The sequence below is a fragment of the Sphingobacterium chuzhouense genome, assembly GCF_014692525.1.
In the GTDB taxonomy this organism is placed as follows: Bacteria; Bacteroidota; Bacteroidia; order Sphingobacteriales; family Sphingobacteriaceae; genus Sphingobacterium; species Sphingobacterium chuzhouense.
In genome coordinates, this window is record NZ_JACNYL010000001.1 from 1,219,027 (window position 1) to 1,243,232 (window position 24,206).

At 40.2% G+C, this 24,206-nt stretch carries 14 protein-coding genes; 2 read left to right on the top strand and 12 right to left on the bottom strand.

What is annotated here, in order from left to right:
• Nucleotides 1-20 precede the first annotated feature (20 nt).
• The 12 genes from H8B21_RS04685 to H8B21_RS04740 form a co-directional block, all read right to left on the bottom strand.
• Nucleotides 21-1,265 (bottom strand): glycoside hydrolase family 88 protein, encoded by a 1,245-nt coding sequence (locus H8B21_RS04685; RefSeq protein ID WP_190312602.1) that lies wholly within the window; start codon nucleotides 1,263-1,265, stop codon nucleotides 21-23.
• A 51-nt stretch (nucleotides 1,266-1,316) separates the two neighbouring features.
• A complete protein-coding gene (locus tag H8B21_RS04690) occupies nucleotides 1,317-2,261 on the bottom strand; it encodes a DUF5017 domain-containing protein (protein ID WP_190312603.1) in 945 nt (314 codons plus the stop codon).
• A 25-nt stretch (nucleotides 2,262-2,286) separates the two neighbouring features.
• The gene (locus H8B21_RS04695; RefSeq protein ID WP_223814831.1) at nucleotides 2,287-3,864 is read right to left on the bottom strand and encodes a RagB/SusD family nutrient uptake outer membrane protein; all 1,578 of its coding nucleotides are present in this window, start codon (nucleotides 3,862-3,864) and stop codon (nucleotides 2,287-2,289) included.
• A 45-nt stretch (nucleotides 3,865-3,909) separates the two neighbouring features.
• Nucleotides 3,910-7,038, bottom strand: a complete 3,129-nt coding sequence (locus H8B21_RS04700) for a SusC/RagA family TonB-linked outer membrane protein (protein WP_190312605.1) — start codon at nucleotides 7,036-7,038, stop codon at nucleotides 3,910-3,912.
• 117 nt (nucleotides 7,039-7,155) lie between these two features.
• Nucleotides 7,156-8,574: a sulfatase gene (locus H8B21_RS04705; protein WP_190312606.1), complete on the bottom strand. Its 1,419-nt coding sequence runs from the start codon at nucleotides 8,572-8,574 to the stop codon at nucleotides 7,156-7,158.
• A 19-nt stretch (nucleotides 8,575-8,593) separates the two neighbouring features.
• Nucleotides 8,594-10,135, bottom strand: a complete 1,542-nt coding sequence (locus tag H8B21_RS04710) for a chondroitinase-B domain-containing protein (protein WP_190312607.1) — start codon at nucleotides 10,133-10,135, stop codon at nucleotides 8,594-8,596.
• Nucleotides 10,136-10,140: 5 nt separating this feature from the next.
• Complete coding sequence (locus tag H8B21_RS04715; protein ID WP_190312608.1) at nucleotides 10,141-11,550, bottom strand: sulfatase; 1,410 nt, start codon at nucleotides 11,548-11,550, stop codon at nucleotides 10,141-10,143.
• A 7-nt stretch (nucleotides 11,551-11,557) separates the two neighbouring features.
• Nucleotides 11,558-14,587 carry a chondroitinase family polysaccharide lyase gene (locus H8B21_RS04720; protein WP_190312609.1) on the bottom strand — a complete coding sequence of 1,010 codons (3,030 nt, stop codon included), beginning with the start codon at nucleotides 14,585-14,587 and terminating at the stop codon, nucleotides 11,558-11,560.
• Nucleotides 14,588-14,601: 14 nt separating this feature from the next.
• Nucleotides 14,602-16,113 carry a sulfatase-like hydrolase/transferase gene (locus H8B21_RS04725; protein WP_190312610.1) on the bottom strand — a complete coding sequence of 504 codons (1,512 nt, stop codon included), beginning with the start codon at nucleotides 16,111-16,113 and terminating at the stop codon, nucleotides 14,602-14,604.
• A gap of 148 nt (nucleotides 16,114-16,261) precedes the next feature.
• Nucleotides 16,262-20,365, bottom strand: a complete 4,104-nt coding sequence (locus H8B21_RS04730; protein ID WP_190312611.1) for a hybrid sensor histidine kinase/response regulator transcription factor — start codon at nucleotides 20,363-20,365, stop codon at nucleotides 16,262-16,264.
• Between the two features lie 121 nt (nucleotides 20,366-20,486).
• A complete protein-coding gene (locus H8B21_RS04735) occupies nucleotides 20,487-20,945 on the bottom strand; it encodes a hypothetical protein (protein ID WP_223814832.1) in 459 nt (152 codons plus the stop codon).
• Nucleotides 20,942-21,415 (bottom strand): DUF4293 domain-containing protein, encoded by a 474-nt coding sequence (locus H8B21_RS04740; RefSeq protein ID WP_190312612.1) that lies wholly within the window; start codon nucleotides 21,413-21,415, stop codon nucleotides 20,942-20,944. Before H8B21_RS04740 ends, H8B21_RS04735 begins: the two co-directional genes overlap by 4 nt.
• Nucleotides 21,416-21,617: 202 nt before the next feature.
• On the opposite strand from H8B21_RS04740, the gene truA reads away from it, so the two are divergent.
• A complete protein-coding gene (truA, locus tag H8B21_RS04745; RefSeq protein WP_190312613.1) occupies nucleotides 21,618-22,385 on the top strand; it encodes a tRNA pseudouridine(38-40) synthase TruA in 768 nt (255 codons plus the stop codon).
• Nucleotides 22,382-24,148 (top strand): ABC transporter ATP-binding protein, encoded by a 1,767-nt coding sequence (locus H8B21_RS04750; protein WP_223814833.1) that lies wholly within the window; start codon nucleotides 22,382-22,384, stop codon nucleotides 24,146-24,148. Before truA ends, H8B21_RS04750 begins: the two co-directional genes overlap by 4 nt.
• The last annotated feature ends 58 nt before the right edge of the window (nucleotides 24,149-24,206 follow it).

Below are 24,206 nucleotides of genomic sequence, written 5' to 3' on the forward strand. Positions count from 1 at the left end.
TATGTTAGTGATCTTTTTTACTATTTTAATTGATGATATCTCAATAGTGCTTCCAAGAAATAATAGTCGGCATAAATCAACGGCACATCGATCTCATTATTGTGCGGAAAACTTCCCACAGAGTGTTTCAAAATAAAGCCTGAATTTGTTCCCGGCTCTGCCAAATATTCCTCGCTCGATAAAGATTTTAAAATATGCTCTGCCGCAGCGAAATATGTCTTTCCCTCTTCCTTTGTATAGGTACTTAATTCTAACATGGCCGATGCGGCTAAAGAAGCTGCTGACGCATCGCGAGGAATATAGTCTAACTTATTCTGGCCTTTGTAATCCCAGTCAGGCGTGTAACCATGCTGCTCTACATTAAAATCCCAATAAGGTATCTTATCTTCCGGCAGGTTTGGATGATGGATAAAGAAATCCGCCACATTCTTCGCATGTTCTAAATATTTAGGGTCTTTTGTTTCGCGATACATCAACGTATATCCGTATATCGCCCATCCCTGCCCTCTTGACCAGGTAGAGTTATCTGAATACCCCTGATTGGTTTGTTGGTGCAATACTTCGCCTGTTTTTGCATCGTAATCAACCACGTGGTACGTGCTGTAGTCTGTTCTGAAATGGTTCGTCATTGTCTTGTCTGCATGTGAAATGGCGACATTTCTGTATTTCGGATCTCCGGTGAGTTTAGACACGTAAAAAAGCAGTTCGAGGTTCATCATATTGTCTATAATAACCGGATATGTCCATAGTGTTTTGCCATCCCATGACATTTTATCATTCCACGATTTTATTAGTCCCACCTTTTCATCATACCTTGTCAGTGCAGATTCCGCCGACTGGATCAATATTTTATTATATTTATTGATCTTGGCCGTATCTTTTTCCAATCTTACGGCATTTCCGTAAGAACAATACATAACGAAACCAACATCGTGATGTTGCGTCAGGAATTTGGCTTCTTCTAAAGCCTCTGTCCATTTTTCTGCCGCGGCTTTCCATTCCGGTTTTTGGGTATACTCATACATGTACCAGAGCCCACCAGGGAAAAAGCCTTGTGTCCAATCCCAAATATCGGTTCCTTTTACAGATCCGTCCGGATTAGTCGTACGGGGGAAATTTGTTAGGTCAGTGGCCTGATTTAACATCATTTCATATTGCTTTTCTGCTACAGTGAAATCATCTTTCACAAAATTATCTTCAGAACTACACGAAGAAAGCATCGCCGTACATGCAACAAAACTTACAATGAATGATTTTTTTAACATTACTTCTCTTTTATATATTTTTTTATTTGATAGGTTTTATAATTTTTTTAATTAGGGATTGACTACAATCTCAAATTCTTTAATAATTTTCTCCCCTCCGTACACATTTTCGTTAGATGCGACAAAAGTCACCTTATACGTACCGGGTTCGGTATAAATATGACTGTATTCATCTATACGCGTACTCATATTTTTAAGGGCAATACCCCTATTTATATCAAAAATATTCAAATAATTTTGAAGCGAAACCGACTTAGACACCGCCCATATCAAACTGGCTTCATTAGCGGCGGGAGCATTTTGAAATCTCAAGCCATTAACATTATACGTAGGGGTTATTCCACCAGAAAATTTAACAAATGTCCACCCCATCCCGGTCATATTATTGATAAGCAAAGGTTCTTGCGTAGCAATATTTATTGATTCTATATTAAAACTCTCTATCCACCATCTCGTCTGAACCTGGTTTGTACCTGCATTCGTTTTATATTTAAAAGCAAAATAAACCGGTTTAGATCTATCCAACACAAGTCCTAAAGACTCTAAATCATAAATGCTTACTGTTCCTGAGAAAGTATAATCGGTATTATTGTTCATAAAATCCGACCATATAAACTTGCTCGATACATTTACCCAATCTTCTTCTTTAATACCGGCAACGGAATAAGTTTCATCAAAATTTTGGGTCATATATAACTGCAGCGAATTAGGATGTGCAGCCTCGGTTCCATATCTCTTTGAAGTCGAGAAAGCCAGATTCATTACACTCCCGTCCCCTTCTATAGTGACACCCTCACGTTTCACATATACATGCCCTTCTTCACCAGAGTAGAAAGTTAATTGATCCGGATTACCGCTTATCTCAAAAATTACGGTATCTCCTATGTTATAGGATGTTTTTGCTACGGATATATCCAACATAAGTTCTACTGCTTCTTTTTTATTACAGCCCGATAACCCCAGAGCTACAATAAATAACACCAATATCTTTTTCATTTTCATTTTTATTTTTATTTATAGGTTACCAACCCAGATTTTGTGTGATGGCTTTATTTAACGACAACTCGTTTAATGGAATGGGTAATACCACATTTCTTGCGGAAACATTTCTCGGACCAAAAGCCGTATATTTACGCGCCTGTGGTGAATTGGCTGTGATATCACTTGCCAAATTATGCATGGTTTCTACAAAAATATTCCACCTCACCAAATCAAACTTTCTCAATCCCTCATAAGCCAATTCTCTGAAGCGCTCATTTCTGATAAACTTCCTCATTTTAGCTTTATCTCCTCCTATTGTCGCCGTACTATCGATAGCATTTACCCTATCTCTTACCATTTTCACCTTCAACCCGGCTTCATTAACATCATCCAACTCGTTTTTTGCTTCCGCATACATGAGTAAAACGTCAGCATAACGCAACAACGGGAAATTGATTGGGGTAAAGTTTTTATGGCGGGGCAATGCTACTTCATAATTTCTTCTCAGTTTTGCCGACAGCCTATTATCAACATCTGGTCTGTATACCGCAGCCCCCGTCGTATTATTATAACCGTATGTTGCAATATTCCAATCTCTTCTTTCATCTGTATCGTCTGCGCCATAGTGGTCATATAGTTTTTTTGTCGCCAAGATAAATCCGTAGCTATATCCCAATGAATCCGGTCCGGTCTCGCTTGTGAACTGAATACCCGCGATATTACCATGTCTTCCGGCTGCGAAGTCTCCTGTTCTATTTCCGTAAAACTCTACTTCCCAGATAGACTCATCAATATTATATTTATCTCCTGCCATGTCTTTAAACAACTGCTTATAGTCTGCTACTAACTTATGCTGATACTCGCCATCCACAGGGTTAATCATTTTATCTGTCCATTTAACGACATCAGCATATTTTGAAACGTCATTCAAAGGTGCTCCAGTCATTTTAAGATATACACGCGCCAATATTCCCCTCACCGCAGACTTCGTAACGCGACCGGCATGCCCGTATGCGGTAATTGGTTGTACCATGGCTTCCGCTTCTTCCATTTCGGTCGTAATAAAATCATACAATGCTTCTAAAGAAGCCCTGGGAACATCCACCTCGTTTACAGAGTAAGTTGGCGTTACCTTTAATGGAACGGCTCCGAAGTTGCTGGTTAACATAAAATAATAGTAGGCTCTTAAGAACTTGGCTTCTCCTTTAGCTACAATTCTCTTGTCCTCATCCATTTCAGCCCCATCTATTTTATCTAACAAGACATTGGCTCTTTCTATCCCTTCGTACAGGTATTTCCATAGGTTACGCACCAATTGGTTAGAAGAGTCAAAGATATATACTTCAGGGCCTGTTAATGCAGCGCTTCTCTGCCATACACCTTCGTCAGACATAGAAAGATGATAGGGCAAACTATTGGCGTAAACATCCTGGTAAGCCATAACAGCGTATACACCTGTTAAACCAATATTCACATCAGATTCGTTCGTATAGTAGTTGTCTTTAACGATAAATGTCGGTTCTTTTTCCAAAAAGTCAGCACAGCCGACTGTGCTTAATAAAGTTGCTCCCACAAGCCCGGATAATATGGTCTTTCTAAAAAGGGGTACTCTTTTCATATCTAAATTTTTCAATATCTTTTTCATGATCTGTCAATATTAATATTATAGTGAAAGATTTAATCCGAATACGATTGTTTTTGGCCGTGGATATGACGAGTAATCAAATCCAGGTGTTAAACCCGAATACATGACCGAAACCTCCGGATCGTAGCCGGAATAATTGGTCATTGTAAACAGGTTCTGCGCTGATGCATAAATTCTTAAAGACCTTATTTTGTATTTATTAAGCATGACCGGATTTATCGTATATCCCAAAGAGACCGTTTTTAGCCTCAAATATGAACCGTCTTCAACTACTCTGGTTGAGTAAGAATTGGCTACCGGTCCCTGTCCACCCAATCTGAACATTTCTGTATCCCTATTATCCGGCGTCCATCTATCGGCAAATGTTTCAAATTGATTGGTTCTCGCTTTTACACCATACTCAAACATTAATCGGTTGGCATTCAAGATATCGTTTCCGTAAGACCATTGCAAGAATATATTCAGATCGAATCCTTTATAATTGAATGTATTGGAGAAACCACCTTGATGTAACGGATACCCTCTACCAATGACCGTTCTGTCGTTGTCGTCAACAACGCCATCTTCATTTAAGTCTCTGTATCTGATATCTCCAGGCCGAATGTTTTCCCGTGGATTACCATTGGTTGGAATAGTCCCTTTTAAAACACCTAATGAATCAAAATCCTCCGGTTGGTAAACTCCATCCCAAATCATTCCATAAAATTGACCCAAAGGCTGGCCTATCTTGGCTATGTATAAAGGTATTGTTGTATAGTCTTTATCCCAGTCCAACGCGCTTGTTAACGATTCCTGGTTTTGGGTTAATGACAATACTTTGTTTCTGTTAAAAGCGATGTTAACAGACGAGTTCCATACAAAATCTTTATTTCTGATGATATCGCTGGATAAGCTCAGCTCCAGACCTTCATTACTTGTACTTCCTATGTTTTTAAACGCCGACGCATACCCTGTAGATGTCGGTAATTCTGCATTCAACAACAAATCAGTCGTTTTCTTTTTATAGTAATCCGCTGTAAAGTTTATTCTTTGGTTAAATGCACCTAAGTCTAAACCGATATTACTTTGAGCGGTACTTTCCCATTTTAAATCTGGGTTAGCTAATGAGCTGATAAACAAGCCTTGTTGTAGGGAGTTGCCGAAAGGATAATAACCGTTATTATCAGGCCCTACATTATCAAAATTTAACCGGGCATAAGTAGCGTATTCAGAAACCCGGTTGTTTCCGGTAACACCATAACCTATTCGTAGTTTGGCATCTGTCAGTACATTCTGGTTTTTCATGAATTCTTCATCAATCATTCTCCAGGCAAATGATCCCGAAGGGAAAAAACCCCATCTGTTATTTTTAGCAAACTTAGAAGAGCCATCCGCCCGGTAAGATGCCGTTAAAATATATTTCCCACTATAGTTATAGGTGGCTCTTGCCAAATAAGACATTAAGGACCATGCTGTATTAATTGAAGTTATTGGCATCGGTTCCCCTTGGCTTAGGCCCGCTAATCCTAAACTTTCATTAGGCAAATACATAGCGCCAAAACCGTAGCGTTTGTAATTGTTCTCCTGAAAAGTCATACCTCCAACAACTGTCAATTGATGAGTCTTGTTGAAACGTTTATTATAAGTCAGCAAATTTTCATTTAACCAGGTATCACTCTCGGTGTATAAAACACGTCCGTTTACTTTATTTAAGCTCTGCGGATGTCCGTAACGCGTCTGCGAGTTATTAAACAAATCATTTCTCAGATCAGAAGAGTTTATACCACCGCTGATCTTCAGTTTCAGTGCTTTTGTAAATGCATACTCTGCATATCCATTTAAGATGACTCTCGTGTTAAAAACCTCTCTCAGTTCATTTTCAGCAGATAAAATTGGGTTGATACGATAATCGTTCGTGGTATTTATATCTGGATCTATCAAGTTATCCAACAAATCCTGTCCTTCGATATAAGTTACCGGACGATAACCCCAAACGCTGTACATCAGGTAGTTCATCGAATTATTTCTCGAATCAGGATCGCCGGGCGAAGTCCCATAGGTTTTGGTTGTCGTATATCTAGCATCCACACCGACTTTAAATTTATCATTAAAAGTTTGGTCTAGCGTTACCCTACCCTGTTTTCTACCAAATCCGGAATTGATGATAACACCTTTCTGGTCGAATATATTTCCTGAAAAGGAGTATCTAGTCGATTTATTTCCACCCGATACGGATAGAGAATGATCCTGCATACCTGCTGTATTAAACAATTGGTCTTGCCAATCATAGCCTGCCACATTTCTATAGAAATCTAAAGTAGTGTCTCCACGCAGGTATGTTCGCCCCACTCCTACCGGGTCACGCTCTGCCTCCATTCTTACAAACTCATAAGGATCCATCAAATCCATTCTTTGGATTACATTCTGAAAACCGCCATAAGCGCTGTAGTTGATAGTTGGTGCTCCTTCTTTCCCTCTTTTTGTGGTAATAAGGATAACACCATTTGCACCCCTTGCTCCATAGATTGCAGTTGCAGAAGCGTCTTTTAACACTTCCATGGATTCAATTTCGGCTGGATTCAGAATATTATTATTGGCATCTTCCATCGGGAAGCCGTCGATAACATACAGAGGTGAATTGTCTTGTGTTAACGAGTTAGCACCACGAATAACGATGTTTATACCGGCTCCCGGCTTACCATCGTCCGATTGTACCTGTACCCCAGCTACACGGCCTGCCAATGCTTCTAACGCCGTTCCCACAGGGGCTTTTTGCAGGTCTTCCATGTTTACAGAACCTATCGCCCCCGTGAGATCCCTCCGCTGAACTTCTCCGTAACCAATTACCACGACTTCATCAAGTGCCGTATTTGTCGGTACCAGCTTAACGTTTACAACGTTTCCATCTCCTACAGTGACCTCTTGTTCTTCATAAGCTACATACCTAAACACTAAAGTCGGTTTTCCCCCCGCCTGAACCTTGATGTTGTACTTCCCATTTACATCGGTAACGGCACCTAATGTACTTCCTTTGATAGAAACACTTACACCTATCAAAGGGGTTCCTTGACTTGCATCGACTACCGTACCTGTTATCTGCTTTGTATTTTGAGCAGACAAATTAAAGTAGGAGATGAGTAAGGATAGAAAAAGAAAAAGCTTTCTCATAATTTTTGTTTTAATAAATCTAGTATCTCAAAATTCCAGAAACAGATTACAAAAAAGGGGTAATAATTAATTAAAAGAAGGGTAATAATTAGTTGATAAGGGCTAATGACCCGTTTTTTATTTTAATCCTTTATTTCTAAAATATTCATTCGCGTTATAAAAGGATTTGTCAGACCATGGAACATTATCTTTTGGCAACAGTGCTTCCAATCTTTTCATCACTTTAGCATATTTTGCCTCTCCTGCCAGGTTATTCCATTCATTCGGGTCTTTTTTTATATCATACAGTTCTTTAGACCCATCCTCGTATTTAATAAAGCGATAGTCCTTTGTTTTTATGCTGGTATTATTTCTACCCCAGCTGGTAATAGCCGGCTTGTTCCATTTATAATGATCGTTTTTCATGAGCGGAACCAAGGAGCTCCCTTCATTCAATGCATTATGTGTTAAGCCTGCCAAGTCTGTTAACGTTGGGTAAATATCCAGTAGCTCGACAGCCTGGTTCCGTTTTTCCCCTTCTGGCACACCTGCCCCTGAAAATATAAGCGGTGCTTTCGTTGCCCTGTCCCATAAGGACACTTTTGCAAACGTATTCTTCTCGCCCAGCCTATAGCCGTGATCTGACCATAGAACAACAATCGTATTCTCTGCATATTTGCTTTTGCGCAAAGCGTCTAAGATTCTTCCAATGTTATGATCCGCATACGAAACACATGCCAAATAGGCTTGCAGTATATTTCTCCATTCATTATGCTCAATCGCCCATTCTGTCGTTGGCATCATTGGCCAATCATCGATTTTTTTCGTTATATCCGGCAAATCTGCCTTGTCATTTGGCAGATAAGCAGGTAAATGAAGCTTTTGAGGATCGTACAGGTCAAACCATTTTTGTGGTACATACCATGGCACATGCGGCCTGATAAGACCAACACTTAGAAAAAATGGCTTATCATACTGCTGTGAAAGTTTTTCAACAGCCCATGCTGTTGCGTAGTCATCAGGCATTGCTATGTCTTCGGTCGGAAAAGCTCCCCAGTCTGTGGCTGTACCTTTTTTATCCCACTTGAATCTTTTTTCCGGAAGAGGACCATATTCAGATTTACCACCATCTTCGTCCAACAGGCCATCAGGAAAATGCTGGTGGAATATCTTCCCGACCCCTAAAAGATAGTAACCGGCTTCTTTAAAATGTTCATGAAGAAACGGGGTCTTTTGCGTGCGCATATTTACGTCTTTAATCTCATTATCAGCGATCATACCATAAATGCCGGTTGACGAAGGTCTTAAACCCGTCATAATAGAGGCTCTCGAGGGACCACATAAAGGTGCCTGACAATGGGCATTGGTAAACGTTACACCTTGGGATGCTAATTTATCGATATTGGGTGTTATGGCATCAGGGTTTCCCATTGCTCCTATAAAATCATTCAAATCGTCTACCGCGATCATCAATATGTTGGGCATTTCCTGTCTATTAGATTGTGCCGCCGTCTGTAATACAAATAATAGAGAACAGGCAAAAATTAGATATTTCATAGCTTTACTTTCCGGTTAATTATTTACGATCTTTTATCACACGGTCAAATCTTCGTTGGGTAACCTCGTCTAGGCGGGCTGTGTGGGCATACGAGCCCGGTATATCGTTCAACCATTCGGGGCGGACATCATCCCAGGTTAGCGGACGCCCTACAACTCCATTATTTACAACATGTTGTATATTGATCAAGACTCCTTCAATATTTGGGATATCCGGAATCTGTGCTACGGTGTATCCCTGGTATGCAGACGGACTGTAAGGTTGACTATTTTCGCTTCGAACAACTTCTTTAAATCCTATTTGGCGAGCGTTGTGAATATCCATACTAAAGTTTTGCTCTAGTCTATTTCCGTCCAAATTACCTAAAAAAACTTGGTGCTTTTCTCCCTGCGTATTAGAGAAAATATTGCCCATGAGGATAATGTTGTAGGGAAGATAAAACTCCAGGTCAGATGCCGTTGCAAATTCCCGACGGCGTTCCAGAAGTGGTTCAAAATTGATATCGTATCCAACATTATCATCGAATATATTGTTTACAACAAGGGTATTGAATGCCAATGCATGTTCCGAATCCTTTGGTCCCGGATTAAAATACAAAGCTGCGTTTCCTCTAGTTCGTAGTGTCCGTTTAAGATTAAAATAATTGTTGGCGATAAGGTGTTGGCTTCCCCAAACAAACATGCCACCGTATTCGAATTTGTTATCGGAGCTGATAAAAAAATTATTTAATGCCATCTGTTTGTCGCCATGCCGAAAGTTTAGTGTACCCTGACAGTTCAAAAAGGTATTCGCGTAATACACATTTTCTTGTGATTTGCCCGTGATAATCTCCGGTTCTGAATCTTGCCGCACAAAGAGATTGGAATCAACCAAGCAACGCCCGATATCGTTTCTGTAATAGCCTATACGAATGCCTCCTCCGGCATTACCAGGTTTCCGTGGATTGGCGAAAAAGCAATGATCGATGCGGTGATACATCGCTTCGCCGAGTATGTTACTCTTTTTATCCACTTTTACTCTGTTATTCAAATTAATCACTTGATCAAAGGTGATTTTTTCCGTAAATACGCAGTGGTCGATTCGACAGTATTTCGGAACCGATCCACTCTCGGGAACCGTAGTTGTAATATACGCTGAATTGGCCTCGTCGAAGGCATGGAATACGCATCCCGTAATCCTGTTATGACTACCGTACATCGCGACCAAACCCGGACCATGCGTTTGCCATTCTGCAGGATTGCGTTTTCCATCTTTAAAGTAGATGTCTTTTAGTACCAGATGTTGACCACGCAACTCGACTTTAGCATCGCCGGTAAAAAATACCTTGCCTCCGTTTTTTGCTATGATCACAATCGGCTTTCCCTGCTCTCCGGTATTGTTGACAACCAGTTGGATATCTTTGTAAATACCATCTAGGAGGAAGAGGGTATCACCCGGTTGCAAAAGCGTTAATTTATCATACACCTCTTCTTTTGAGGCAACCTCAATATTGCTTGCTCGCGTAGTCATTGACCATACAACCGTCATAACGAAGAAAAAGAGATAGTTTGTCTTTTTCATAACCATCAAGGATATTGTGTCTCCATTTCTCTGCCGATCATTTCCATACGGTGCTTCATAACCTGATTATGATCGCCATAGGGGCTAAGCCAGCGAGGCTGCTCTATGGTCTTCTCCCAAGCTTCTAATTTACGTAACAGCTTTTTCACCTTTCCTTGGTGGCTGTTCGCTAGATTTTTGGTTTCCGATATGTCTTTTTCGAGATTGAACAGCAAAACGGGGTTTGTATCTCCGCTTCTGATCAGTTTCCACTTACCGCTTCTAACTGCCGCTGCAATTCCTCTACGCCAGAACAGATCCGAGTGCGGCGCTTTCTTGATCTTCCCATTTATATACGGTAATAGATTTTTGCCGTCGGTAATCTGTCCCGCTATCAACTGTCCATTGGCAGCACCCACTGCTGTAGGCATGATGTCTAGGCCAGACACCATCTTGTGATATTTCTTTCCTGCCGGAATGTAATTGGGATATTGCATGATATAAGCTACTCTCGTACCACCTTCCCATTTCGATCCTTTGAGACCTCGTAACTTGCCATTGTCTGCCGAATTGTTGGTCGCTGCACCATTATCATTGATAAACACGATCAACGTATTATCATAGATATTTTGTTTTTTTAACGCATCCACCAAAGCACCGACTCCTTCATCCAGGGAAGCCATCATCGCAGCATATGCTCTCCTTTCGGGATTAGTGATATGACTAAATTTATCCAATAATTCCTGTTTGGCGTTCATAGGGGTATGGACTGCATTATAAGCCAAATACATGAAAAAAGGCTGCTGTGCATTGGCCTTAACAAAGGAGACCGCTCGATCCGTGAGCATATCCGTTAGGTAAGTGACTTCGCTTTCCGGGACGATCTTATCGTTGTCATACAAAGCCTGTGTGGGAGAAGGGGCTTGCCCTTTATATCCAAAAAAATCCCGATGCCCGCCAACAAATCCATAAAACTCATCGAAACCTCTTTGCAGCGGAAAATAACGTGCATCATCACCCATATGCCATTTTCCGAGCGCAATTGTATGGTAACCGTTGTGCTGCATTTGGTTGCCTATCGTCTTTATATCGATATCCATCCCGACATCTTCTTGCGTGTAGGGCGCTACAGGTAGCTTGGAAACGTTGTGCTCAAATCCAAAACGTTGCTGGTACATTCCTGTTAGGATTCCGGCTCGCGACGGTGCACAGACGGAAGCCGAGACATAGGCATCTGTAAACAATGTTCCACTCTTTGCCAAAGCATCTATGTTTGGTGTCGGAATTTCTTTGCCCCCATAGCAGCCGAAATCGGCATAACCGGCATCGTCACTTACAATAACGATAACGTTTGGTTTTCCGATGGTTTCCTGTGCATACGTTATAGATACCTTACTTATACAAAATAATAAAGCAATTAAAATCAGTCGTTTCATTTCTATATTACTTTTTTGTTAAACGCAATTTTGTTGTCAAACCGTATTTGCATTGAATAGTCAACATCGTATTCCCCTCCTTGGTTTGTTCCACTTGGTGTTGGTTATTCTCCGTGTCAGTCTTCTTCCAACCCCCTTTTATGGTCATCTTGATCACTGTTGGCTTAGATGGTGTTTTAAACCAATATCTTGAATAAATACTGGCTTCTCGTCTGGTTCCGTCCGCATTTCTTGGCGCATCGTCATCTCCTTCGTAAAATGCCAAATCGGGGTCCACAACAGCTAGATCCAATTGATTTTGCTGATCCTTGTACATCACCAGACATGGCCTGCTATTATCTAAAATGTATTTATCTGCGAGATGTACGTGCGATTTAAAAATGGACAGTCCTGTAATATGCTGTGGATGATATTTTACGCTGTGCATAACGCTGTCTTTCCGTAGAACGGTATAAAGCGCATGTTGAGAATTCATTTGCGACGCAAAATCGGCTAGCTTTTTGCTGTCTGTATCTATCAGCATAGCATATTCGTAACCTTGGTTTTTAGGCGCATGACCGTGCCGTATATACAGACCTGTAAAATCGCCATTGGTGTCCTTTAAATCTTTCTGATCTCTGGAAGTTTGGTTTTCCTTATATACAACGGTTTGCGGATTGCCTGGGATATAATAACCTATTTTTCGGTTATCCAATACAGTATGTATACCTTCCTCGTTTTTATAAGGAAAGCTGTTTATTTTGGTATCGTTTACATAAATAGATTCTCTTTTATCGCCCAGATAATTCTGGAATAACGTGGTTTCAGTCGGATATTCCATCGTGGGGTTGGAAATATCCGAACCTAACGCTACGACCAAACTATCAAAAGTAAACCATGATTTTGTTGCCTTGAAATTCCCCATTTTATATTTGTCGTGGCCTTTCAATTTCATCGCGAACACCCCTTGCTTATCTAAATGAACCCCACCCGCAAAAAGCTCATCCGTGAGCAGCATTTCTTCTACCCCACTATAATCGTCTACATTTTTTATATCCGCCCTTAACACATCCAGCGGTACATGCAGCGTTGTCGTTCCCGGTATTCTGTTCCAATCCCAACCTTTATCCCTGAAATGGGAAGCTAGGGTTTCCCCATTTTCTGGATAAAGTACTTCCAGCTGACCATAGCTTGCATACCGACCAAACACATTGGCATTTGGATACGATTCGTGACTAACGATATACCTGTTATGTCCTTTTATAGTCAGCAACCAATCGTTTCTCCTATGGATGTCCAACAGACCGAAATTCAGTGTCCAATGCATTGCCGGATAAACTGCCGGTGCTATTCCCATATTTTTAAACCGTCTGACATACGGATTTTTTTCATTCTTATTGATTAACAGATACACGGCTGCCATGTGCTTATCTATTTTTTCTTTTCCGTCAGGCGTGCCGGAAAGTGCCATATACGCATAAGGCATATCGGGTATACGCCAGTTCCCCGTGGGATGTCGCCCCGAAATACTGATTGGCCAGCGGGTCGGGTTCGTATAATAGTGCATCATCAACATATTATCTTTAAACTGCTGATGGGCATCAGAATCTATCTGAAACGCCGTCTGGCTCAGTACATAGATAATCGGTGCCAAGCCGTTATAACCGCCGGTACCGTAAGCAGGGTATAACGTCCCATGATGAAAAACTGCTCCATCTGGTTTAAAAGCACCTGTTATTTCCAGGTTCGGCCTTACGTTATGAGACATCCATTTAGAAAAATGCTGCATATAACGGAGTTTCTCCGTTCCATCATCTAAAATCAATGCTGTACTCAGCATACTCCCTAATAACGTATTAAAAACATCTATATTAGAGACCGGGAGTTGCTCCGGTGTTTCCAGTGTTCTGCCCAAACCGCTGAACCAGTACATGGTTTTGAAAGTACGTTCCAACCTACCATTTTGCTTAATGATATCCTTCATAATTAAGCACGAACTGTAATAATCCGCGAGGTTATAACCCAAATGGTGCAAAGCGCCCATACCGCTACCGTAGCTCCATCCCTGTCCTTCCATGTGATCCAATAAATCGATGTAAAGTTTTTCGGTCTCCTGTTTTACACGTTGATCGTCAGTCTGCTTATGCAAGTGCGCTACCGAAAGCATAAGCTGCGCATACCTTTTGATATTGGATTTTTCGTTTGCCGCCTTAGCTTTTGCCAGTAAATCCCTACTGGTCAGTTCGATGTCATTCGTTGAATAAATCATCCGTCCGGTAACATAACCTTTGGTTCTTCGAATATTCCAGAAATCGTACTCTTTTCTTAATGAATCTAATGCTATCGTTGTTTTTTTCGCCCCAATCAGTTTTAAATACCTGTTTGTGATCTGGCTAAACTGCTTTGTATTCTTGTCGGAAATTTCTCTTGCTAAAGGCAGATAACCAGGATTGGCATTGAACTTATACAGAGAATTCCAGTGTGCATTTGCCGCTTTTTCTCCTTCGAGATTCACAAAAGGCACTTGCAGATCACGCATAGGCGAACGTGGATTGATATTTACATAATAAATAACCTGATCAAAATATAGCGTCCCTTTTTTTACGGATTGTGGAGCTTTTATTTCCATTCTGTCGATGCCGTCATCGGCCAGTTTGGTCATATCCCTATGATACATTACCCAGGCCGTTCTCCACCCGGTGTAATTTAAATTAAAATCGAATCTATACATTTCTTTTTCTCCTTTATAGAAAATGAAGTGTAACTTATCATCTGTTTTTTCCCCGTTGTACAGCCAGAAAACAAACGTACTTCTCGGATCGTTCTGTACAGATTCAAACGCACTGTCCTTTATACTGATTACACCATCGCTTCCCATCCAATCCCATTTTACAGACTGCTTTCCTTTTTTGAAATGCTGACTGCTCATGCTTAACTTTCCATTAATGACATTCCAATTATGTGGAATACGTTGCTCACATACATCCGGCTGTAACTGCCCAAAAGCTTGAAAACCAAACAAAACGTTTATAAAAACCAATACTTTAAAAAAGTTCATATCTCTCTGTCAATCTATCTACTAATAGTCTGTTCCTTAATGCGTTTTAACAACCCTTCCATCTGCTTCCGTATTTTTGGCTGATCGTCATAGCTGTTGTGTTCTTCTTTTGGATCTGCTTTTAGATTGAAAAGCTGCGGAACAGACGAATTTCCCAGTTCAATGTTTGTCACTCGTTGTACTTTGGGCCCTTCGGCGGGCTCTATATACTTCCAGTTCTCTTTGAGCAGGGACAATGTACCGTTCAGGGCATGCTGAACGATGTATCTCCGTCCCTTTTTCCTGTCTTTTCCCAACAGGACATCCTGCAAATTGAAGCTATCGGGCGCGTCATCAGAAGAGAGCATTTGTTTATTCATTGCTGCGAAAGATGCATATAAATCAACCTGACTTATCTTTGCCGTACTGACGCCTGGCTTTATTTTTCCTGGCCAATATGCTATAAAGGGTACTCTGGTTCCGGCATCGTAAGCACTGTATTTTCCACCCTTATAAATCCCTGCAGGCTTATGTCCGTTTAGCATTTCGTTAGCAAAATCCGCGTAGCCATCATCCAAGACAGGGCCATTATCGCTACTAAAAATAATCAGTGTATTCTCTGACAGTCCGAGGCTGTCTAAAGCTTCCACCACTTTTCCTACCGTCCAGTCTAACTGAAGAATAACGTCTCCGCGAGGTCCTAAACCGCTCTTACCAATGAATTGCTCATTTGGAGAACGTGGCACATGTATATCATTCGTAGCCAGATACAGAAAAAACGGATTGCTTTTATTCTTTTCGATAAATTCGATGGATTTGTTAGTAATATCGATCGCTAGGTCTTCGTCTTTCCATCTTGCAGCATGTCCTCCCGTCATATAACCTATCCTACTGATTCCGTTAACAATAGTTTGGGCATGTCCTTCACTCAGTTTCATTTTAAGCAGCTCGGGATTTTCTTCCCCCGTAGGTTCATTCCCTACTTTATGTTGATAATTTACTTGAATAGGATCTTTGGAATCCAGATTAACAATGCGCCTGTTTTCCATATACACTGTCGGAACACGGTCTGCTGTCGCAGGAATTAAAAAACAATAATCAAACCCTATTTCTAACGGTCCGGGTTTGATTTCCCCGTTCCAGTCAGGACCGCCTTTCGGACCTAGTCCCAAATGCCATTTTCCTATTGCCCCGGTTTTGTAACCTGCTTTTTGCAACATTTTAGGCATGGTATTTATATTTGTGGGGATTAACAGAGCGGCATCACCGGGGGCAATATCTGTTCCGGATTTTCTCCACGCATATTTTCCTGTCATCAACGAAAATCGGGACGGTGTACAGGTAGATGATGTAGCGAAGGCACTGGTAAACCTTAGCCCGTTATTTGCTAAAGCGTCTATATTGGGCGTACTTATTTTATTGGCACCATAACAGCTTAAATCTCCATAACCCAAATCATCTGTATAAATAAACACAATGTTTGGCTTCTGCTGGGCTTGTGCAATATTCCATAAAAGAACAAATGCAAAAAATTGAAAAATTTTCATCCGTATAAATTTTCTTTTCAATGGTGAAACTACCGGATTTATCAAACCACACAGGGAACGAATAAACCGGAACATTTTCCAAATATTCTTAAAAGGAAGAGATCCGACGTGCTATAAATTGGTTAAAATAGGGGTAAAAAATCTTTACTTACTCATCGCCTATCTCTTCCAGATACTCAGATGGCGATTTTCCAAACTGCTTCTTGAACTCCCTGCTAAAATACTTCCTGTCATTAAAGCCTACGGAATAAGCAACTTCAGCAATATTCATTTTCCGTTGTTCCAGCAGTTGTGCTGCTCTTCTTAAACGGACAGATTTTATGAAATCGGTAATAGACATTCCTGTGAGCGCCTTTATTTTCTTATACAAAACAGTTTGGCTCATGCCTATTTTATCAACTAACAGGCTAACATTAAATTCAGGAGATTCCATATTGTCTTCTATCAGCAGCATCAATTTATTGATGAATTTCTCTTCAGGGTCTTCGAGTTTAATGTTTCTTGGCATCAGCATCACCTGTTTGCTGAATTTTTCCCGCAAAGCTTCACCGGATTTAATAAGATTGTCTATATGCAGTTCCAACAGCTGTATGCTGAAAGGTTTCGTTAGGTAAATATTGGCCCCGGATTGCAAACCATCTATCTGATGCAGGTGGGAGGCCATCGCCGTTAACATAATTACCGGTATATGATTTGTTACTTCGTCCTCTTTGAGATGCTGGCAAAACGTATAACCATCCATATGGGGCATCGTCACATCAGAAACAATAATATCCGGAACATTTTTTATTGCTTTTTCAAGCCCTTCTCTACCGTCAGATGCTTCCAGAACCTGATATTTTCCGGATAGGGATTCTATTAGGAACGTCCTCAGCTCATCGTTGTCTTCTACCACCAGAATAGTATGTTGTTCCTTTTTTCTATCCTTCGCTTTTTCTACAGGTACCGCTTGTTCTTTAGCTTCTACACCTTCCAAGTTAACGGCAGACAAAATCGGCATTTCGGGTTTTATAAGCATCGGCTCATCCTCCTGTTCTGCTATATAGACTCTTTGTAGGGTCACGGTAAAACAAGTAAAACCGGGCTTCTCTGATGTTTCAGGAATACTTTCCAATGTGATGTTTCCATCGTGTAGCTCTACAATATTTTTCACCAATGCTAAACCGATTCCCCAGCCAACATTTTTTACCTCTTCGTTTTTACTCTGATAAAAATTATCGAATATTTTCTGCTGATCTTCTATAGGTATTCCGGTTCCATTATCTTCTACATCGATATATACCGACTTTTCATCACCCCTTAACCTTAGTATAATTTTGCCTTCTTCACGGGTATATTTAAATGCATTCGATAACAAGTTAAACAACACCTTTTCCATTTGATAGAGATCTATCTTCGCAAAAAGCTTTTCTTCTGCTTCGAAACCAAACTGAATATTTTTAGCCTGCGCCTGTCCCTTAAAAGATTCGTAGATATGGAAACAATGTTCATTTAATTTCACCGTTTTCAGTTCCAGTATTAGATTACCCGTATCTATTTTCCTAAAATCTAGCAATTCGCTTATCAGCCGCAATAATCTCTCGGTATTATTTTTTATACTTACCAACTGCTTATTTAACAAATTATCCTGTTTCGTCGATTCTATAAGGCGTTCTAAGGGAGCGAAAATCAATGTCAGTGGTGTACGTATTTCGTGGGAAATGCGGGTAAAGAACTCCAATTTGCTCTGGTATAGCCCCTCCTGCCTTTCATGGTTAAGATGTTCGTAATATAAATCTGTTTCAAGCCGTTGTTGTTTTCTCAAAAATTTATTTACTTGATACCATAAGGTGACAAACAGCGCAACATAAATAAGATAAGCCCACCAGGTTTTCCAAAAAGGCGGTAATACTTTAATCGTTAGTTCTTGTGGCCGTGCTGTCCACACCCCATCATTATTAGCCCCCTTTACCAGCAATTTATAAGTTCCTGCAGGCAGATTCGTATAAGTTGCCGACGGGTTGTCTACATAATTCCACTCCTTTTCAAACCCTTCCAATTTATAAGCATATTTATTCCTGCGGGAGTTAATATAATTGAATGCGATAAAATCAACAGTAAAAATATTATGGCTCGCTTTAAAAACTAACTTGTCTTTAAATGAAATGTCTTTATCCAATATGCCGTCTTCTCCATTTACTTGAATAGGCTGATTAAATAATTTCAAACCTGTAAATATAATTTTTGGCGGATTGTTATTAAAAATGGCACCTTTTGGTTTAAAAGAGACCAGGCCCTGATAAGTCCCAAAATACAGGTTACCTTCTGCATCTCTTAAGGAAGAATTCAAACTAAATTCATTTGTTGGCAAACCATCATTGATATCAAAGTTTTTAAATGTTTGTTTCTGCACATCCAACATAGAAAGCCCGTTATTCGTACTTATCCAAACATTCTGTTCTAAATCAAAATTAATGGCGACAATGTTATCGCTCATTAAGCCATCTGCTGCACTATAATGCTTAAACCTATTTTCTTCGGGCAGATATACGTTTAATCCTCCTTTATGGGTACCCACCCATATATTTCCTTTCTGATCTTCTTTGATACAGTTAATATAGTTGGACGCTAATCCGCTTTCCCCTTTGGTAAAAGAAATAAATGCAGATGCTCCCTTTTTCAGTAGGTTTATCCCCAATACAGTACCGACCCAGACATTTCCTTTGGAATCGATTAAAATATCTTTGATATAGTTACTGCTTAGCTTTTTATCTTTGGTTGATGTATCTATATGGGAAAACACATTGGTTTCTGTATTCAATATATTTATTCCCTTATTAGAAGTTCCTATCCAGATATCACCCTGCTCATCTTCACTAATGGCGCTGATGTACCCGTGGTTCAGCGCCTGTGGATCATTGGAGTTTGGTCTGAAATGCCGAAAACGACCAGTCTCCTGGTTAAAACATTCCAAACCGCCTTCGAACAAACCTATCCATACATTATTCTTTTTGTCGACATAAATAGATTTGATCGTATTGGACCCTATGGTTGCAGGATTTTTTTCATCATGATGATAGTGCCTGAAAATCTTATTTTGCGGATCATAGAAATTCAATCCTCTCCCTTCTGTACCCATCCAGAGGTTACCTGTATTGTCTTTTGCCAATACACTGATGAGATTTCCGCTTATACTGTTGTTATTAAATGTATTGTGCTTGAAAACGTTAAACGTAAGCGTATTCTTGTGTACGACGTTTACACCTCCAAAATTGGTTCCGATCCATACGGAACCGTTGTTGTCCTGATAAATATCTTTTATCGAATTATCATTGATGCTTTTATTATTGTCTTGGTCGTGTCTGTAGACATGAAACTCCCTAGTAAACGGATTATAAACATTAAGGCCATTCATCGTTCCAATCCACATTGTTCCATTCTGCGTAACCAATATTTTACGGACAATATCGCTATTAAGCTTTGATTTTTGTGATGTAAAACGCTTAAAATCATCAGTTTCTGGCTGATATAAATTGATACCGCCATTCTCTATACCGAACCATATTCGTCCTTTGTTATCTTCGGCTATTGTTCTGACAAAGTTTGCTCCCAGGCTTCGGGGATTGTTTTTGTCGCTGAAATAATTTTTAATCGTATATTTTTTTTTGTCCGAAGTTAGGGTCAGTTTAGACAAACCACTAACTGTCCCCGCCCAAATATTACTCAAAGCATCTTCAAACACGGAGTATACTTCTGTTCCGGCAAGTCCATTGTCTCTATTAAAAGCCTTAAAATCCCTCGAATCGGTATTCTCTATATACAATAGACCGTCATTCGTAGCAAACCAAACTTTACCATCTCTCGCTGGAAGAATATGAAGTACCGCAAAGGAAGATGCATTTTTTTTTCCTGCCTTTTGATAATCGATCTGCTCAAATGAATCTGTCTCCGGTGAATAATAACTGACTCCTCTTTGTGTGCCAATCCAAAGTTTTTGATGTTCGTCTTCTGCAATAGTATAGATATAATCATCGAAAATCAGAGAGTTAGGGTTCAAGGGGTCATTCTTATATTGTTTGATGGTTCTGCCGTCATAACGGTTGAGTCCGTCACGGGCACCGAACCACATAAATCCTCTGCTGTCTTTACAGATTGATAAAACCGTACTTTGCGACAAACCATCTATAACCGAAATATGATCAAAAGAAAGTTGGGCAAAAACAGGTTTATAAAAAAACAGTGTTGCAACTATACCTAAAAGGATCTTGTACATAATTTAAAAATGAGACTCCGGAATAACCATCTCTATCTATGTACAATAATAATAAAATTTTATGGCTCAAGCGTTATCTTGTATCAAGTGGGATAAACCAAAAATAAACAGAGGTTGACTGCTATAAGTCAACCTCTTGTGTTATAAACTTTCCTTCTTCCTTACTATCTTCAAACACCAGCAATACTTTTAATGCTTTCTTTCCCTTCCAATCTCCCACGTGTATAGTTAGAGGTACAGGTACATCCTCTTCTAATAAATAATGCAAATAATTTTCCCTATCCGCTAATTGCACCAGCACACGTCCCATTTTCATGGTTGTAAATAGGTGTTTATCGCCTTCATTATCCATAATTTGGGTAGCGAAAGTATTCAGTTTAAATTCCCGAGGATCCATTTGATAGGAAATGAGAAACAACTCGAGGGAAAGTGTGTCTCCTCCAACATTTATCTTCGTTGATTTTACATCAACTTGAATATCATCCTTTATATTTTTTTCCGGTTCCTGCTCTTGCGCTAAAAGTGTATTAGAAGACAGCCAGCACAGCGGCAAATACAGCAAAAATAGCAATCTCTTCATCGCAAACGGTCGGCTGATTTTATCAATTTTTCATCATTACGGATACCTCCGATAGCCATTCCCAAAAAAATTATAGCAACAGGCAAAAGGAAAAAACCGACACCAATATTACCTGCTTGCAATTTTTGGTTAATCACATCTAAGGTCGTATGTGCTGTACTCCACATCCATATCCCTAACAAAACAACCAGTACAATCTCCACCATAATGAAAAGCACCTGTCTTTTTCTGTTTTTGTACTGAAAAATAATCAATAGCGGTATAATAGTCACGATACCTGCATAAATCGCCAATGCGATCGAAGCAGATTCACGGACAGATTCATTATTGTTCGAAGAATATATTCCCGTAACATAGATTTGCTTACCAAGCCCTACCAAGTCAATAAAGCTTACAAAAGGAAAAACAAAAAGACCTAATAAAATAACAGCGGCCACTAATAGCCATAATGTTTGAATACGTTGAATCATAATTAAACTTTCTTCTTTAACAAAGATACTTTTTTTATGTTCTTTTTTCCCGTAAAAAAGAACCAAAAACCTCATCGCTGCGGATATTTGAAATAATATGTCGTGCAAAGAATAGCTTTCTACAAGCTTCAAATATCCGGAGGCGATATTAAAGGTTAAGGAGGGAATGTGCAAAGGGCGAGATTTTAATTAACTTTGCCAAGTGGAACATACATTGCAACGTTTTTTTCTAGAAATTGCATATGACGGTACGGCTTATCATGGTTGGCAGGTGCAGGAAAATGCTGTTTCTGTCCAGCAAAAACTGAACGAAGCTCTTCATAAAATCTTGCGTTGTCCGATAGAAACCATCGGTGCGGGCAGGACAGACACTGGGGTACACGCGAAACAATTGTTTGTTCATTTAGACGTCCCAACAGATAAGATACCAGACGAAAGTCGTTTTCTGCACTCGCTAAATGCGCTGCTTCCTTACGACATCGCGGTATACCGTATTATCCCCGTAGACCAAGATGCGCATGCCCGTTTTGATGCTACGGAAAGAGCGTATGAATATCACGTCCATCTTCGTAAAGACCCCTTTAAAATACACAAGTCCTGGCAACTAAGAGACCTCCCTGATATCGTTCTAATGAATGAAGCCGCGACATTTCTAATTGGCACACAGGATTTCGGATGTTTTTCAAAAAGTCATACGCAAGTCTACACCAATATATGCTCTATAACTCGGGCATACTGGCAAGAAACAAATGAGGGACTTGTTTTTCACATTACCGCCAACCGATTTTTACGGAACATGGTTCGGGCGATTGTGGGAACCTTATTGGATATCGGGTTAAAGAAGAAAGCCCCGGAGTCTATAAGGGACATCATAAATAGCAAAGACCGAGCTAAAGCGGGCACTTCGGTACCTGCCCACGGTCTGTACTTAACAAAAGTTGTTTATCCTTACATTGACACAGCATTTTGAGCGAACAAAAAATAACAGGTAAAACCTACGATACCAAACTCCTTCGGAGAATGGCTCGCTATATGGGACCCTATAAAGGTATATTCTGGGCCTCCGTTATATTAACCATTCTATTGGCGGCGGTAGCCCCTGCGCTTCCGATGCTTGTAGAATACACGCTGGATAAATATATCTTAAAGGCTGATGCTTCGGGGCTTACCTGGATGCTTATTGCCATGATAGCGCTGCTCATCGTACAGACGATCATTCGGTACTACCATACATTGACAACGAACGTGCTTGGACAGAATGTTATCCGTGATATTCGGATACAAGTATTTAACCATATCATCAATCTAAGATTAAAATATTTTGATAACACGGCTATTGGCAAACTGATTACACGTACGATCTCCGATTTAGAGACGATATCTAATATCTTCTCCCAAGGACTGATCCAAATTATCGGTGATTTGCTACAGCTTTTCGTCATCTTCGGGGTTATGTTTTATACGGATTGGCAATTGACCCTTATCGTGCTGATTCCTATGCCGATCTTAATATGGGCCACCTACATTTTTAAGGAATCGATGAAATCGGCCTTCGTAGATGTACGGACTTGGGTATCCAACCTCAATACCTTCTTACAGGAACATATCAGCGGCATGGCTATTATCCAGTATTTCGCGCGGGAAAAGCAGGAAATGGAGAAGTTTAAAAACGCTAATAGCAAACATCGGGACGCGCACATCCGAGCCAATTGGTATTTTTCTATCTTTTTCCCCGTTCTGGAAATTATTCTCGCCATTGCGATTGGTCTTTTGGTATGGTATGGCTCGAAACAGATTCTTGCCAATACAATCTCTCCCGGGGTCGTCGTCGCGTTTCTAATGTACATCAACATGATTTTCCGTCCCATCCGCGAGTTGATAGATAAATTTAACACCCTACAAATGGGAATGGTGTCTGCAGAACGGGTATTCGATGTGTTGGACACGAAAGAATTTACGCCCGATAACGGAACGTTCTCACCGGATCGCATGGTGGGGAAAATCGAGTTTGAGCATGTGTGGTTTGCTTATAACGATGAAAAGTGGGTATTGAAAAACGTTAGCTTCCATGTTAAGCCCGGGGAAACACTAGCTTTAGTGGGTGCTACAGGTGCTGGAAAGTCATCTACTATTAATATACTTAGCCGTTTTTATGAAATACAGCAAGGTCGTATTTTATTAGATGGTAAAGATATACGGCAATATAAACTTCATTCGCTCCGTCAGCATATAGCCACAGTATTACAAGATGTTTTCCTATTTTCCGACACCATTTTCAATAACATTACCCTGTATAATCCGGCTATTACCGAGGAAGAAGTTATAGAGGCTGCTAAAAAAGTAGGAGCATACGACTTTATCATGCGGTTGCCGGGGGGATTCGACTATCAAGTACAAGAGCGGGGTGCCACACTGTCTTCTGGCCAGGCACAATTAATTTCCTTTATCCGAGCATTGGTACACGATCCTGCCATATTGGTACTGGATGAAGCTACGTCGTCCATAGATACGGAGACTGAACTACTCATCCAGACTGCTATTGAAAATATGATGGTCGGCAGGACCGCTATCGTTATTGCACACCGCCTATCTACTATTCAAAAAGCAGATAAAATTATCGTATTCGATAAAGGAGAGATCAAGGAAATTGGTACGCATAGGGAACTCCTCACCATCGAAGATGGTTATTATAAAAAGCTTTACGACTTACAATTTAATTCGCTGGGGATATAAAAAAAGCAACCGTGCAGATGACGGTTGCTTTTTTTATATCGATACCGCACTTAGCGAT

Excerpts from the sequence above, each read along its gene's own strand:
- H8B21_RS04740 (WP_190312612.1), bottom strand. The coding sequence starts at position 21,415 with ATGATTCAACGTATTCAAACATTATGGCTATTAGTGGCCGCTGTTATT.
- H8B21_RS04690 (WP_190312603.1), bottom strand. The coding sequence starts at position 2,261 with ATGAAAAAGATATTGGTGTTATTTATTGTAGCTCTGGGGTTATCGGGC.
- H8B21_RS04695 (WP_223814831.1), bottom strand. The coding sequence starts at position 3,864 with ATGAAAAGAGTACCCCTTTTTAGAAAGACCATATTATCCGGGCTTGTG.
- H8B21_RS04720 (WP_190312609.1), bottom strand. The coding sequence starts at position 14,587 with ATGAACTTTTTTAAAGTATTGGTTTTTATAAACGTTTTGTTTGGTTTT.
- H8B21_RS04685 (WP_190312602.1), bottom strand. The coding sequence starts at position 1,265 with ATGTTAAAAAAATCATTCATTGTAAGTTTTGTTGCATGTACGGCGATG.
- H8B21_RS04725 (WP_190312610.1), bottom strand. The coding sequence starts at position 16,113 with ATGAAAATTTTTCAATTTTTTGCATTTGTTCTTTTATGGAATATTGCA.
- H8B21_RS04710 (WP_190312607.1), bottom strand. The coding sequence starts at position 10,135 with ATGAAAAAGACAAACTATCTCTTTTTCTTCGTTATGACGGTTGTATGG.
- H8B21_RS04705 (WP_190312606.1), bottom strand. The coding sequence starts at position 8,574 with ATGAAATATCTAATTTTTGCCTGTTCTCTATTATTTGTATTACAGACG.
- H8B21_RS04735 (WP_223814832.1), bottom strand. The coding sequence starts at position 20,945 with ATGAAGAGATTGCTATTTTTGCTGTATTTGCCGCTGTGCTGGCTGTCT.
- H8B21_RS04730 (WP_190312611.1), bottom strand. The coding sequence starts at position 20,365 with ATGTACAAGATCCTTTTAGGTATAGTTGCAACACTGTTTTTTTATAAA.
- H8B21_RS04700 (WP_190312605.1), bottom strand. The coding sequence starts at position 7,038 with ATGAGAAAGCTTTTTCTTTTTCTATCCTTACTCATCTCCTACTTTAAT.
- H8B21_RS04715 (WP_190312608.1), bottom strand. The coding sequence starts at position 11,550 with ATGAAACGACTGATTTTAATTGCTTTATTATTTTGTATAAGTAAGGTA.